We start from the raw sequence: 14,669 nt of genomic DNA, 5'->3' as shown, positions 1-14,669 counted from the left end.
AACGTCCCCCCGTTGATCACCAGCCTCTCGTCTGCAGGAGATTCCGCTGAGACTCGAACTGCGCGGCATCACCAAGCGCTTCGGCGACCTGGTGGCCAACGACCACATCGACCTGACCGTCGAACCGGGCGAGGTGCACGCCCTGCTCGGTGAGAACGGCGCGGGCAAGTCCACCCTGATGAACCAGCTCTACGGGCTGCTCCAGCCCGACGAGGGCGAGGTGCTCGTCGACGGCGTGGCGCGGACCTTCCGCAGCCCCCGCGACGCCATCGCGGCCGGCATCGGCATGGTGCACCAGCACTTCATGCTCGTACCGGTCTTCACCGTGGCGGAGAACATCGCCCTCGGCGCCGAGAAGGCGCGGGCCGGCTTCCTGGACCGGCGCCGGGCCCGGCGCGAGGTGCTCGAGGTCTCCGAGCGCTACGGCCTGCCGGTCGACCCGGACGCCCTGGTGGAGAACCTGCCGGTCGGCGCCCAGCAGCGGGTCGAGATCGTCAAGGCGCTGACCCGCGACGTCGACCTGCTGATCCTGGACGAGCCGACCGCGGTGCTCACCCCGCAGGAGACCGGCGAGCTGCTGACCGTCATGCGCAGCCTGGCCACCGCCGGCAAGTCCATCGTCTTCATCACCCACAAGCTCAAAGAGGTCAAGGAGATCGCCGACCGCATCACGGTGATCCGCCGCGGCCGGACCGTGGGTACGGCCTCTCCCGACACCCCCGAGGACGAGCTGGCCGCCCTGATGGTCGGCCGCGCGGTCAACCTGGAGGTCACCAAGGCCCCGGCCGAGCCCGGCCGGGAGGTCCTCAAGATCTCCGGCCTGATCGTCGACGACGACCGCGGCGTCCGTGCGGTGGACGGCGTCGACCTGGTCGTGCGGGCCGGTGAGGTGCTCGGCATCGCGGGCGTGCAGGGCAACGGCCAGACCGAGCTGGTGGAGGCCGTGATGGGCCTGCGCGAGCCGCGGGCCGGGACCATCCAGGTCGACAACGAGGACCTGACCGGCATGACCACCAAGCAGATCCTGCGCTCCGGCGTCGGCTACGTGCCCGAGGACCGCAGTCTCGACGGCGTGGTCAAGGAGTTCACCGTCGCCGAGAACCTGGTGCTCGACCAGTACGACCGGGCGCCGTACGGCAACGCCTTCCGGCTCAACCCGGCGGCGGTCGCCGCGGCGGCCCGCGAGCGGGTGGAGCAGTTCGACATCCGTACGTCCTCGCCGGACGCGGCGGTCAGCACGCTCTCCGGCGGCAACCAGCAGAAGGTCGTGGTGGCCCGGGAGCTGTCCCGGCCGCTGCGGCTGTTCATCGCCTCGCAGCCGACCCGCGGCGTGGACGTCGGCTCGATCGAGTTCATCCACGGCCGCGTCGTGCACGAGCGGGACGTCGGCACCGCCGTACTGGTGGTCTCCAGCGAGCTGGACGAGGTCGCGGCGCTGGCCGACCGGATCGCGGTCATGTACAGGGGGCGGATCCTGGCGATCGTCTCGCCGGACACGCCCCGCGAGGAGATCGGCCTGCTGATGGCCGGCATCACGGACCCCGCGGCCGCGGCGCCGGCCGAGCCGGTGACCGAGCCGGGCACCGGACCGGCCGCGGACAGCGACGGGGCCGCAGAGAAGGGGACCAAGTGACCACCGACGAACCGGTCGGCGCACCGCGGAAGCCGGCCGACGAGCCGGCCGCGGACCCGGCTGTCGCCACGGGCGGGCCGGACAAGCCGGCTGCCGCCCCCGGCCGGAAGCCGGGCGACGACGACTCCTTCCTGAGCCACTTCCTGCACAACCTGTGGTCGGCCAACACGGTCACCGTGACCGTGCTCTCGGTCGTCCTGGCCATGGTCATCGGCGCGATCCTGATCATCGTGTCCGACCCGGCGGTGCTGGACACGTTCTCGTACTTCACCGCCCGGCCCGGCGACGCGCTCGACGCCAGCTGGACCGTGGTCAGCAACGCGTACGCGGACCTGTTCAAGGGCGCGATCGTCGACCCGGCCGCGATCACCGCCTGGAGCAACGGCACCGGCACCTGGCGCCAGGTCGTCTTCCCGATCTCCGAGACGCTGACGTACGCGGCCCCGCTGGTCTTCACCGGCCTGTCGGTGGCGCTGGCCTTCCGCGGCGGCCTGTTCAACATCGGTGGCCAGGGCCAGGCGGTCGTCGGCACGATCTGCGCCGCGCTGGCCGGTTTCCTGCTGCCGCTGCCGCCGGTGATCCACCTGATCGCCGCGCTCGTCGCCGGCCTGCTCGGCGGCGCGCTCTGGGGCTTCGTGCCGGGCATCCTCAAGGCCCGCACCGGCGCCCACGAGGTCATCGTCACGATCATGCTGAACTACACCGCGAACCTGTTCCTGAGCTGGCTGATCCTGCAGAAGGGCATCCAGCAGAGCGGGCGCAGCGACGCGATCAGCGAGCCGGTCGACTCCTCGGCGCAGCTGCCGGCCGTCGGTGGTGAGGTCCGGGTCAACCTGGGCATCGTGCTGGCCGTGCTGGCCACCGCGGCGGTCGCCTGGCTGCTCAACCGGTCCGCGTTCGGCTTCGAGCTGCGCGCGGTCGGCGCCAACCCGGCCGCCAGCCGCACCGCGGGCATCAGCGTCGCGCGCACGTACACCCTGCTCATGGTCACCGCCGGTGGCCTGGCCGGGCTCGGCGGGGCGACCCAGGTGCTGGGCACCGCGCACGCGCTGACCACCCAGGTGGCCGGCAACATCGGCTTCGACGGCCTGCTGGTCGCCCTGCTCGGCCGCAACCGGCCGTGGGGCACCCTGGCCGCCGCGGTGCTGTTCGGCGCGCTGCGGGCCGGCGGCAACCGGATGCAGTCGTTCTCGAGCATCTCCCTGGAGCTGGTGACCGTGCTCCAGGCTCTGATCGTCATCTTCATCGCGGCCCCGGCCCTGGTGAAGGCGATCTTCCACCTGCGGGCCGCCCGCTCCGCGCGGCTCGGCGCATCGATGGCGAAGGGCTGGTGACCCCGGTGTCGACGGCGACAGTGGAGGACCTGACACCGACCGCGGCCCCGGCCCGGTTCTGGGACCGGCAGCGGCGGCTCGGGGTCGGCGTGCTCCTGATCGGCCTGATCGCGACGGCCGTCTTCGGGCCGCTCGCCCCCTCGAAGACCGCTCGGTTCACCCTGAGCGAGGACGCCGCCGGCGCGGCGCTGTCCATCAACGGCCAGCTGGGCACGATCCTGTTCGGCCTGGTCGCGGTGGCCGCGGGCGCGGTGCTGCTGGCCGGGCTGGCCCGCCGCTACCAGACCTCCGTGCTGAGCCTGGGCATCCTCGGCTTCGTGCTGTCGTTCCTGTGCTGGCAGGTGGCCGGCAAGTTCCTGCCGCTGGTCGACACGGCGAGCGGCACGCTGGAACTCGCGGTGCCGCTGGTGCTCGGCGCCCTGGCCGGCGTGCTCGGCGAACGCTCCGGCGTGGTCAACGTGGCCATCGAGGGCCAGTTCCTGATGGGGGCGTTCGGCGCGGCCATGGTCGGCACGATGGCGACCAGCGTGTGGGCCGGCCTGTTCAGCGCGGCGGTCGGCGGCGTGCTCATCGCGGCGATCCTGGCCGTACTGGCGATCCGCTACCTGGTGGACCAGGTCGTGGTCGGCATCGTGCTCAACCTGCTGGCGCTGGGTATGACCGGCTTCCTCTACGAGCGGCTGATGCAGACCGACGCGCAGTCGTACAACCAGCCGCCGCGGTTGCCCGAGTGGCGCATCCCCGGCCTGGCCGACATCCCGGTCGTCGGCCCGGTCCTGTTCGACACCAACCTGCTGGTCTGGCTGGCCCTGATCCTGGTCTTCGCGATCCACTTCGGGCTCACCCGGACCCGCTGGGGCCTGCGGACCCGGGCGGTCGGCGAGCACCCCACGGCGGCGGACACGGTCGGCATCCGGGTACGTGGTCTGCGGTACCTCAACGTGCTGCTGGGTGGCGTCATCGCGGGTGCCGGTGGCGCCTACTTCACGCTGGTGGCGACGGGCAGCTTCAACAAGAACATGACGGCGGGGGCCGGCTTCATCGCGCTGGCGGCGCTGATCTTCGGCCGCTGGACGCCGTTCGGGGCGCTCGGGGCGGCGCTGTTCTTCGGCTTCGCGCAGAAGCTGGCCACGTACCTGAGTGTCGCGGGCAGCTCGGTGCCGAGCCAGTTCCTCAACATGCTGCCGTACCTGGCGACCATCATCGCGGTGGCCGGACTGGTCGGCCGGGTCCGCGCGCCGGCCGCCGACGGACAGCCCTACATCAAGAGCTGACCGGCCGTTCAGGGGAGCCACGACCGGCCGGAACGGTGGTGGGGCAGAATCGGCGGCATGGAGATCGACTGGGGCTCGCTGCGGGCCGCCGCCATCGAGGCCATGCGCCGCGCCTACGCCCCGTACTCCGACTTCCCGGTCGGGGTGGCCGGGCTCGTCGACGACGGCCGGGTCGTGGTCGGTTGCAACGTGGAGAACGCGTCGTACGGCGTCGGCCTCTGCGCCGAGTGCGGCCTGGTCAGCTCGCTGCACGCCACGGGCGGGGGCCGGCTGGTCGCCGTCTCGTGCGTCGACGCCAACGGCCTGCCGCTGATGCCGTGCGGTCGCTGCCGCCAGCTGCTGTACGAGCACGGCGGGGCCGAGTGTCTGGTGGAGGCGCTGCCCCGGCCGCTGCGGATGGCCGAGCTGCTGCCGAACGCGTTCGGGCCCGACGACATCGAGAAGGTCACCGGGCCGTCCGCGGTGCCGGCCGTACCCGCCCAGCTGGCCAAGTGGCGCGGCCGCGGGACGGTGTTCGTGCACCCGGACCTCTCCGGCGGCGAGCAGGTGTGGACCGGTTACTGGGAGCGGTCGGCCGGCAGCCCCGGTGAGGCCGAGGCGGAGAAGGGCGTCCTCGAGGAGGGGCCGAACTTCGCGACGGCCGGTGCGGCGGTGACCTGGGGGCTCACCCGTACCCCCAGGGTCGTGGTCGTCGACGCCGAGGGCGGCCTGTCCTGGGCCGGCGAGGGAGAACCGCCGGAAGGCATCGGCACCAAGTGGGAGCAGTCATGAGCGAGTTCGCCGCGGTCGACGTCATCCGGACCAAGCGCGACGGCGGGGTGCTCTCCGACGCCGCGATCGACTGGGTCGTGGACGCGTACACCCGAGGTGCCGTCGCCGACGAGCAGATGTCCGCGCTGGCCATGGCCATCCTGCTGCGCGGGATGACCCCCGCGGAGATCGCCCGCTGGACCGCGGCGATGATCGCCAGCGGCGAGCGCCTGGACCTGTCGGCCGTCTCCCGGCCGACCGTGGACAAGCACTCCACCGGCGGTGTCGGCGACAAGATCACGTTGCCGCTGACCCCGTTGGTCGCCGCCTGCGGCGCCGCCGTGCCGCAGCTCTCCGGGCGCGGGCTCGGGCACACCGGCGGCACCCTCGACAAGCTCGAGTCGATCCCGGGCTGGCGGGCGGCCCTGAGCAACGACGAGTTCGTCCGCCAGCTCCAGGACGTCGGTGCGGTCATCTGCGCGGCCGGCGACGGGCTCGCCCCGGCCGACCGCAAGCTGTACGCCCTGCGCGACGTCACCGGCACGGTCGAGGCCATCCCGCTGATCGCCAGCTCGATCATGAGCAAGAAGATCGCCGAGGGCACCGGCGCGCTGGTGCTCGACGTCAAGGTCGGCACCGGCGCGTTCATGAAGGACGTGGACACCGCCCGCGAGCTGGCCCGCACCATGGTCGAGCTGGGCGCCGCGCACGGGGTCCGGACGGTGGCGCTGCTGACCGACATGAACACCCCGCTGGGCCTGGCCGTCGGCAACGCGATCGAGGTCCAGGAGTCGCTGGAGGTGCTGGCCGGTGGCGGTCCCGCCGACGTGGTGGAGCTGACCCTGGCGCTGGCCCGGGAGATGCTCGCCGCGGCCGGTCTGGACACCGACCCGGCCGAGGTGCTCCGGTCCGGCGCGGCGATGGACTCGTGGCGGGCGATGATCCGGGCCCAGGGCGGGGACCCGGACGCGGCGCTGCCCACCGCCCGCGAGACCGAGGTGCTGCGCGCCGGCACCGACGGTGTGGTCGCGGGCATCGACGCGCTGGACGTTGGCCTGGCCGCCTGGCGGCTCGGCGCGGGACGGGCCCGCAAGGAGGACCCGGTGAGCTTCGGCGCCGGGATCATGCTCAAGGTGCGCCCGGGCGACACCGTACGGGCCGGGGACGTGCTGCTCGAACTGCGTACCGATGACGCCGGCCGGATCCCGGCGGCGCTGGCCACCGCCGAGGGCGCGGTCCGGATCGCGCCGGGCGCGCCCGCCCCCGCACCGCTGCTGATCGACCGCATAGCCTGATCGGTCATGAAGGCCGCCCCCGATCCCCGAGCGGTGCGCGACGCCAGCCTGGACGAGCTGCACCGGCTCGGCCTGCCGCTGCCGCCACCGGCGTTCCCGCTGGTCTGGGAGCCGGGGGACGGGGTGGAGCTGCGCGCGACGGCCGAGCTCGAGGCCCGGGCGGCGGTGCTGCACGTGGTGGTGGCCCGCTGTTTCGGCATGCCGACCGAGGCGGCGATGACCTGGTTGCTGAGCTCACACCTGGTGGATTTCGTCACACCGCCGGAGTGGCAGTTCGTGGCCGGCGGCAAGGGTGACCACCGGTCCTTCGTGCTGCACCACGACGCGGTCTTCGCGCTGGCCTGGCTGCTGGGGCTGAGCCGGCACCTGGACCCGACCGAGCCGCCCGAGGACAGGCTGATGCAGCAGATGCCGGACCTGCCCGGCGGGGAGCTGTTCGACCGCTGGCGGTCCCGGTCGCTGGTGGCGCCGCGGGACGCGGTCGAGGCGGCGGTGCTGCTCGACCTCTACTACTGCCTGGACTGGGCGTTCCAGGAGTCGGAGAAGGCCGGTGTGCCGGTGCCGGGGGAGATGGACAGCAACGCCATCGGGCAGCGCAGGTGGGCGCTCGAGTGGGGGGTGGTGTTCGTGGGGCCGTACCACGAGGAGCCGCCGGAGTGGGAAGAAGTCGACCTCTCCGTCTAGCCGGAGCTACACCGGCCGGTAGACGGTCAGGGTCACCGCCGCGGTGACGGTCTGCTCCGCCGCCCTGATCTCGTCCAGGGGGACGTGGCGGGCGCTCGGGGTCATCCCGATCAGGGTCCGGGTCTCCGTGGCCGTGAGGCTGAGCCGGCGGCTGTGGGTGGTCGTGACTTCCGCACGGAAGTCCGTACCCAGTGTCTGGGCCACCCGGTCGGCCTTGGCCGGGTCGACCCGGATCAGGCTGTGGGCGGTCACCAGCTCCGCCAGGTGCTCCGGGGCCGGGGTGACGACCAGGAGCATGCCGTCGCGGCGCAGGACCCGGTGGAACTCCGGGCCGTTGCGCGGGGCGAAGACGTTCAGCAGCGCCGAGACCGAGGCGTCGGCCAGCGGCAGGGGACGCCACAGGTCGGCCAGGGCGGCGCCGGCCCGGGGGTGGGCGCGGGCGGCGCGGCGCAGGGCCGGCTTCGACACGTCGAGGCCGAGACCCGGTACGGCCGGCAGAGCGTCGAGGACATGCGCCAGGTAGTCGCCGGTGCCCGTACCCGCGTCGAGGACCAGACCGTCGTCCGCCCGTACCGTCTCGGCCAGCGCCTCCGCGATGAAGGCGTAATGGCCTTCGGCCAGAAACGCCGCCCGGTCCGCGATCATCTCGGCCGAGTCGCCCGGATGGGGCGACCGGCCCGCCGTCAGGTTCACGTAGCCCTGCCGCGCGATGTCGAAGCTGTGCCCCTGGCGGCAGCGCAGGGCCTGGTCGCCGGTCCGGGCCAGCCCTTCGCCGCACACCGGGCAGCGCAGGTACGGCAATGCTCCGTCGATCATCCGCTGCTTCCCTCTAGCATCTGTAGATGGTCGCCATCACCCACGCCGACATCGTCAACGCCCCGAAGGCCCTGCTGCACGACCACCTCGACGGTGGGCTGCGGCCCGCCACGATCGTGGAGCTCGCCGCCGAGATCGGGCACGACCTGCCCGAGACCGACCCGGCCCGGCTGGGGGACTGGTTTGTCGCCGCGGCCGACTCCGGGTCGCTGGAACGCTACCTGGAGACCTTCGCGCACACCGTCGCGGTGATGCAGACCGAGGCGGGCCTGCACCGGGTGGCCAAGGAGTGCGCGCTGGACCTGGCCGCCGACGGCGTCGTCTACGCCGAGATCCGGTACGCCCCGGAGCAGCACCTGGAGCGCGGCCTGAGCCTGGACGCGGTCGTCGACGCGGTGCACGCCGGATTCCGCGAGGGTTGCGCCGAGGCGGCCGCCCAGGGGCACCACATCCGGATCGGCACCCTGCTGACCGCGATGCGGCACGCCGCCCGGTCGCAGGAGATCGCCGAGCTGGCGGTGCGGTACCGCGACACCGGAGTGGTCGGCTTCGACATCGCCGGCGCGGAGGCGGGCTTCCCGCCCACCCGGCACCTGGACGCGTTCGAATACCTCCAGCGGGAGAACTTCCACTTCACCATCCACGCCGGCGAGGCCTTCGGGCTGCCGTCGATCTGGCAGGCGATCCAGTGGTGCGGCGCCGACCGGCTGGGCCACGGCGTGCGGATCGTGGACGACATCACCGGGACGAGCCTGGGGCGGCTGTCGTCGTACGTGCGGGACAAGCGGATCCCGCTGGAGCTGTGCCCGTCGTCCAACGTGCAGACCGGCGCGGCACCGTCGATCGCCGAGCACCCCATCGGGCTGCTGCACGACCTGCGTTTCCGGGTCACCGTCAACACCGACAACCGGCTGATGAGCGGTACGTCGATGTCGCGCGAGATGGCGCTGCTGGCCGAGGCCTTCGGGTGGGGCTGGAGTGAACTGCAGTGGTTCACGATCAACGCGATGAAGTCGGCGTTCATCCCGTACGACGAGCGGCTGGCGATCATCAACGATGTGATCAAGCCGGCGTACGCGAAGTTGCTAGCCTAAAGTCCGCTTTTAAGCGGCATTGGCGACACGTCCGTACTTTCGTCTCACGAAACTGGCGATTCGGTCAGCCGCCTCATCCTTTCGGACAGAGTGCTGTCTCAAACACTGCACAATCCGGCATCTTGCCTTGCCGTCGGCTCGTGTGCGAGCAATCGTCTGTGCTGCCGCGATCGAAGCTGGATCGGGTCCGATCGGTGTGTGCGGGAACCCCGTGGCACCGTTCGGAGCGAGTGACTTAAAGAGAAGCGCCCTTATACGAGCAGTGATGACTGACCGGCGATGTCCAACTCTTCGGACGCAACATCGCATCACACAAACGGTCCGGGTCAGGCTGCTCTTTCTCTTTGACACTCGTCGTGATGGAATCTCGGGGGCCCGACCCGGTGAGTCGGCCGTGTGCGGTGCCCGGTGATCCGATGGCCGGGTCCGAATCAGGAGGACGGTGACGTGAGCAAGCGCCCCAAGACGGCGAACGCTGTCATGTCGCGTCTCGGACGGCCGGCCGGCCGGCTGCGGGATCTGCCGATCTGGTCGAAGCTCGGGCTCATCATGCTCGTGCCCACGCTGGCGACGGTCGTCGTCGGCACCAGCGGCCTGATCGACCACATCAACGAGGCCAGTGACGCCGAGCGCGCCCGCACCCTGTCGGTGCTGTCGCAGGCCGCCGGTGGCCTTGTCGATCACCTGCAGAACGAACGCGCCTACGGCGTGATGATCGCGACCACCCGGAAGAACACGCCGCAGCGCACCGCCGCGGACGCTGCCTACAAGGCCGAACACCCGAAGGTGGACGCCGCCAAGCTGCCGTACTCGCAGCAGAAGGCCGCCCTCGACGACGTGCCCGAGCAGGTCAACATCCTGCTCAAGCGGCTCGACAGCAACCTGCTCGAGCTGCCCTCGATCCGCAGCCGCACCGCCAACGGCGACTTCAACACCAAGGAGCTCAGGGAGAATTACGACCCCCTGATCAACGACCTGTTGAACGTCCGCGACGCGTCCGCGCAGCTCGCCCAGGACACCAACCTCAGCGACCGGTTGCGCGTCGTCGCCGCCGTCGCCCGGGGCAAGGACTACATCTCCCAGCAGCGTGCCGTCGGCCTCGAGGTCCTCGGCGCCGGGGACTTCACGCCCAGCCTGCGGCGCAAGTTCCTGCTCACCGACACCGGTTACGCGATCTCCGACGCCAGCATGCGCCAGGTCGCGACCGACGAGGACAAGGCCCTCTTCGACCGGGTCGTCAGCGGCCCGGCCAAGCGCAGCGCCACCAACCTCACCATCCCGCTGCAGGGACTGGCCCCGAACAACTCGGCGTCCATCCCGTTCAACCTCCCCCAGTGGGAAACGGCGATGCAGGGCTACAACGACCTGTTCCGCAACGTCGAGAACCGCCTCGACAGCCAGGTCGTGGAGCAGGCCACCGAGATCCGTGACGACGTGCAGACGCAGGTCTTCGTGGAGACCAGCATCCTGCTCGGCCTGCTGCTGCTGGCCATCATCTTCGCCTGGCTGGTCGCCCGCTCGATGGCCCGGTCGCTGCGCGAGCTGCGCCAGGGTGCCCTCAACGTCGCCCAGTTCGGCCTGCCCCAGGCGGTCGAGCGGCTGCGTGACCCCGCACTGACCGGCTCACTGACCCCGGCCCAGGTGGCCGACCAGGTCGCCGAGCCGCTGCCGGTCCGCAGCCGGGACGAGTTCGGGCAGGTGACCGAGGCGTTCAACGCGGTCCACCTGGAAGCCGTCCGCACCGCCGCCGAGCAGGCCGCCCTGCGGTCCTCCGTCTCGACGATGTTCGTCAACCTGGCCCGCCGCTCGCAGATCCTGGTCGACCGGCTGATCGGCCACCTCGACCGCCTCGAGCGCGGCGAGGAGGACCCGGACCGCCTGGCCGAGCTCTTCCAGCTCGACCACCTCGCCACCCGGATGCGCCGCAACGACGAGAACCTCCTGGTCCTCGCCGGTGCCGACTCGACCCGTGTGCAGCGGGAGCCGGCGGCTCTGATCGACGTGCTCCGCGCCGCGCAGTCCGAGGTCGAGCACTACACCCGCATCGAGTTCGGCATGATCGACCGTGACATCGAGGTGTCCGCGCACGCGGTCAACGACATGGTCCACCTGGTCGCCGAGCTCTTCGACAACGCGACCGCGTTCTCCCCGCCGAACTCGCACGTCATCGTCGAGGCCCGCCGCCTGGGCGACGGCGCGGTGCTCTCGGTCGAGGACCGCGGCATCGGCATCAGCCGCGAGCAGCTGCGCGACCTCAACGAGCGGCTCGCCCAGCCGCCGATGGTGGACGTGGCCGTCTCCCGGATGATGGGCCTGGTCGTGGTCGCCCGCCTGGCCAACCGGCACGGCGTCAAGGTCGAGCTGCGGCCGGCCGACACCGAGCGCGGCACGGTCGCCGACGTGGGCCTGCCGGCCAGCGTCATGGTCTCCGCCTCGGCGGCCAACCGGCTGCAGCCCGGGGCCAGCCCGTACGACCAGCCGGCGCGCAACGCGTTCACCGAGCCGCCGCTGGCCCTCGAGAGCAGCTCCAACGGTCGCGGTGGCGGCTACCCGACCGGGCGCCCGTTCGACCCGAACCCGCCGATGCCCGCCGGTGGCATGCTCGGCGCCGGTGGCAACGGCAACCGTTCGGTCCCGGCCTGGTCCGACCTGACCGGCGCCCCCTCGAACGGCTTCGAGCCCGCCGGCAACGGCAACGGCTTCGGCGGCCCGAGCAACGGCTTCGGTGGCCCCAGCAACGGCTTCGGCGGCGCCAACGGCTCCGGCAACGGCTCGAACGGGGCCAACGGCTTCCACGGCCCGCGCAGCAACGAGCCGATCCCGCCGCGGCCGCAGTCGCCGGCCGGCCCGCAGGGCTTCAGCGGTCCCGACGGGCTGCCGCAGCGCCGCAACGGTGACGCCTACCGGCCCGAGGACACGGGCTCGTACGGCCACACCATCCCGCGTCAGCTGCCGGCCAACCCGGAGTCGCAGAGCCGCAACACGTTCGTGCCCCCGGTCTCCGCGCCCCCGGTCCCGCCGGTGTCCGCGCCGCCGGTGCCGTCCGCCCCGCCGTACGGTGCTGGCCGGCCGGTCTCCGCGCCGCCCGTGTCGTCGGCCCCGCCGGCTTCCGCACCGCCGTACCAGGGTCAGCCGTCCGGGCAGAACAGGCCCAGCTCGGCGCCGCCCGCGCCGCAGTCGGCCGCCGCTGCGGCCCCGCCCGCCTGGCCCCCGGTCAGCGCGGAGCGCGAGTCCGGCAGCAGCAGCGCCCCGCACGTCCCGGAAAGCCTCGCGGCCGCCCTGGACATGACGGCGGAACTGCCCCGCTACCGCTCCGACCGCGGTAACTCGAGCTCGCAGCCCCAGGTTGCCCGCCCGACCAACCCGCAGAACGCCACGCCGCAGTCCGAGGCGGAACGGTCGGCCGCGGCCGCCGCAGCCGCCCACGAGGCAGCGACCGCGCAGGCAGCCGCCGCTCAGGCGACCGCCGCCGCGCAGATCGCCGCCGCCCAGGCCGCGGCGCGGCAACGACAGTCCGGGGAAACGCAGGCGCAGTTCGCCGACGAGACCATGGAACTGCCGATCTTCCGTGAGCTCGAGTCGGCCTGGTTCACCACGGCCCGGCCCAGCGAGCCCGCGAAGCAGGCCCCCGCGAAGCAGGCCCCCGCCGCCCCGGCGCCGTCGAACGACGACAACGCCGACTCGGTGGTCACCACCCAGCGCTTCTCCACCGGGGAACCGGCGCGCTCGGTCGGGGTGCCGCAGCAGGCCTCCCCGGAGTCCCGCGGCGACCGCGAGCCGGCCCCGGTCGGCGCGGTCGCGGCGAACGGAAACGGCAACAGCTCACTGAACGGCGCCGTCTCGAGCCCGTGGCAGACCGCCGCGGACGACGGCTGGCAGGCCGCCCGCAAGGCGGCCGAGATGCCGGTCGACACCACGACGACGGCAGGTCTGCCGCGCCGCACGCCGATGGCACAGCTCGTGCCGGGTGGCGTCGACCGGGCCGAGACCTCCGTACAACGCCGCACACCCGAGGCGGTTCGCGGGCTCCTGTCCGCTTACCATCGCGGGGTGCAGCGGGGTCGCACGAAGGAAAATTCGACCAACCCGGAGGAGACTCCGGGAGGGCAGCAGTCCTCGCAGGCTGGCAAGGAGCATGAAGCATGACAAGTACGCAGGATCTGGGTTGGCTGCTCGCCAACTTTGCCGACCGCGTTCCCGGGGTGGCGCACGCGATCGCGGTCTCCGCCGACGGTCTGCTTCTCGCGGCCTCCAGGGACCTTCCGCGTGACCGTGCCGACCAGCTGGCGGCTATCGCCTCCGGCCTGGTCAGCCTCACTCAGGGCGCCGCGAGGTGCTTCGAGGGTGGTGCGGTGCTGCAGACGGTCGTCGAGATGGACAACGGGTTCCTCTTCCTGATGTCGATCTCCGACGGTTCGTCGTTCGCCGTGCTCGCAGCCCGCAGCTGCGACGTCGGTCAGGTGGGCTACGAGATGGCGCTCCTGGTCGACCGGGTCGGCGAGGCGCTCACGCCCGCGCCGCGGTCCGCGGCCGGAGTTCTCGGCTGAACGGATGGTCCGCCGGCTCCGTCCGGCATCTGTCCAAAAGCTTGACGACAAGAGACACTTCTATGGGCCAAGGGATGGGGTGAGCGGTGACGATGCCCGAACGCGATGAGCCGACCGGAGCACTGGTCAGACCGTACGCCGTGACCCGTGGCCGGACCCGGCCGAAGCTGGAAATCGCGCTGGAAGCGCTCGTCGAGACCACCGTGCGTGGCCGTTCCACCGGAGCGGGCAGGGGCGGGAGCGAACACCAGTACATCGCGGCGATGTGCGACGGCGGCAGAGTGCAGTCGCTGGCCGAGATCGCCGCACGCATGCAACTGCCGCTCGGGGTGGCTCGAGTGATCGTCGCGGACATGGCCACCGATGGCCTGGTCGCGGTGTACGAGCCGACATCGCTTGATGATGAGTCCGATGCGGTGGGTACGGAACTGCTGGAAAGGGTGCTGAGTGGACTTCGCAGGCTCTGACATGTCGCGCCGGCCGGCCGCCGGGCGTGTGACATCGGCGAAGATTGTCATCGCCGGTGGTTTCGGCGTCGGTAAGACGACGCTGGTGGGGTCGGTCTCTGAGATCACCCCGCTGACCACCGAGGCGATCATGACCTCCGCCGGTGTTGGTGTCTACGACAACCGGCAGGTGCCGGGTAAGACGACGACCACGGTGGCAATGGACTTCGGCCGGATCAGCATCGACCGGGATCTGATCCTCTACCTGTTCGGCACGCCTGGCCAGACGCGGTTCTGGTTCATGTGGGACGAGCTGGTCAGGGGAGCCATCGGTGCGGTGGTCATGGTGGACACGCGTCGGCTCGCCGACTGCTTCGCCGCCATCGACTTCTTCGAGCACCGACGGCTGCCGTACCTGGTCGCCATAAACTGCTTCGACGGTATGCAGTACCACAACGCCCAGGACGTTCGCGACGCGCTCGCGATCTCCAGCGACGTACCCGTGGTGAGCTGCGACGCCCGTAACCGTGAGTCGACGAAGAACGTACTGATCTCGCTGGTCGAGTATGTGCTGACTATGCGTCGCTCGCGTGCGGTAGCGCCGGCCTGACAGGCTGCTGAAGGTCCCGCTCTGCCCGACAGAGCGGGACTTTTGCGTGCCCGCAGCAGTTTTGGGGTTGGGTGACAGGCTTTTACCGCTGCGACTGGCCGGAGGGTCGGGGGTTCGGTCGCTAGCTCGCGCTCGTGGCAGCGGTCCGGCGCATGGCCACCGCGACCCGTAGCGCGGCTGCTGGGT

12 protein-coding genes are annotated in these 14,669 nt (G+C 71.6%); 11 read left to right on the top strand and 1 reads right to left on the bottom strand.

From position 1 onward, the window contains the following. Window positions 1-91: 91 nt before the first annotated feature. Genes AB0C12_RS08070 through AB0C12_RS08045 form a run of 6 tightly spaced genes read left to right on the top strand, consistent with a single transcriptional unit; the run spans window position 92 to window position 6,970 of the window. The gene (locus AB0C12_RS08070; protein WP_360545456.1) at window positions 92-1,633 is read left to right on the top strand and encodes an ABC transporter ATP-binding protein; all 1,542 of its coding nucleotides are present in this window, start codon (window positions 92-94) and stop codon (window positions 1,631-1,633) included. Continuing rightward, entirely contained in the window at window positions 1,630-2,967 is a 1,338-nt protein-coding gene (locus tag AB0C12_RS08065) for an ABC transporter permease (RefSeq protein ID WP_360545454.1), read from the top strand. The genes AB0C12_RS08070 and AB0C12_RS08065 overlap by 4 nt, the downstream gene beginning before the upstream one ends. A gap of 5 nt (window positions 2,968-2,972) precedes the next feature. Continuing rightward, on the top strand, window positions 2,973-4,241 hold the full coding sequence (locus AB0C12_RS08060) for an ABC transporter permease (RefSeq protein ID WP_360545452.1): 1,269 nt from the start codon (window positions 2,973-2,975) through the stop codon (window positions 4,239-4,241). A gap of 57 nt (window positions 4,242-4,298) precedes the next feature. Further along, a complete protein-coding gene (locus tag AB0C12_RS08055; protein WP_360545450.1) occupies window positions 4,299-5,012 on the top strand; it encodes a cytidine deaminase in 714 nt (237 codons plus the stop codon). After that, window positions 5,009-6,286 (top strand): thymidine phosphorylase, encoded by a 1,278-nt coding sequence (locus AB0C12_RS08050; protein WP_360545448.1) that lies wholly within the window; start codon window positions 5,009-5,011, stop codon window positions 6,284-6,286. The genes AB0C12_RS08055 and AB0C12_RS08050 overlap by 4 nt, the downstream gene beginning before the upstream one ends. Before the next feature lie 6 nt (window positions 6,287-6,292). Further along, complete coding sequence (locus tag AB0C12_RS08045; protein WP_360545446.1) at window positions 6,293-6,970, top strand: DUF4272 domain-containing protein; 678 nt, start codon at window positions 6,293-6,295, stop codon at window positions 6,968-6,970. 6 nt (window positions 6,971-6,976) lie between these two features. Here AB0C12_RS08045 and AB0C12_RS08040 read toward each other — a convergent pair whose 3' ends face one another. After that, window positions 6,977-7,786, bottom strand: coding sequence for a putative RNA methyltransferase (locus tag AB0C12_RS08040; protein WP_360545444.1), 810 nt, complete (start codon window positions 7,784-7,786; stop codon window positions 6,977-6,979). Between the two features lie 26 nt (window positions 7,787-7,812). Between AB0C12_RS08040 and AB0C12_RS08035 the strand changes: the two genes are divergently transcribed. The 5 genes from AB0C12_RS08035 (at window position 7,813) to AB0C12_RS08015 (ending at window position 14,483) form a co-directional block, all read left to right on the top strand. Beyond that, window positions 7,813-8,880 carry an adenosine deaminase gene (locus AB0C12_RS08035; protein ID WP_360545442.1) on the top strand — a complete coding sequence of 356 codons (1,068 nt, stop codon included), beginning with the start codon at window positions 7,813-7,815 and terminating at the stop codon, window positions 8,878-8,880. Between the two features lie 447 nt (window positions 8,881-9,327). Next, complete coding sequence (locus AB0C12_RS08030) at window positions 9,328-13,026, top strand: nitrate- and nitrite sensing domain-containing protein (protein ID WP_360545440.1); 3,699 nt, start codon at window positions 9,328-9,330, stop codon at window positions 13,024-13,026. After that, a complete protein-coding gene (locus AB0C12_RS08025) occupies window positions 13,023-13,427 on the top strand; it encodes a roadblock/LC7 domain-containing protein (RefSeq protein WP_014447580.1) in 405 nt (134 codons plus the stop codon). The genes AB0C12_RS08030 and AB0C12_RS08025 overlap by 4 nt, the downstream gene beginning before the upstream one ends. A 92-nt stretch (window positions 13,428-13,519) precedes the next feature. Further along, a complete protein-coding gene (locus tag AB0C12_RS08020) occupies window positions 13,520-13,894 on the top strand; it encodes a DUF742 domain-containing protein (RefSeq protein ID WP_184998576.1) in 375 nt (124 codons plus the stop codon). 1 nt (window position 13,895) lies between these two features. Then, window positions 13,896-14,483: an ATP/GTP-binding protein gene (locus AB0C12_RS08015; protein ID WP_360547060.1), complete on the top strand. Its 588-nt coding sequence runs from the start codon at window positions 13,896-13,898 to the stop codon at window positions 14,481-14,483. The last annotated feature ends 186 nt before the right edge of the window (window positions 14,484-14,669 follow it).

Source organism: Actinoplanes sp. NPDC048967, assembly GCF_040649415.1.
Taxonomy (GTDB): domain Bacteria; phylum Actinomycetota; class Actinomycetes; order Mycobacteriales; family Micromonosporaceae; genus Actinoplanes.
The sequence above is the reverse complement of the archived record's forward strand: the minus strand, read 5'-3'. Positions and strand labels throughout refer to the sequence as shown.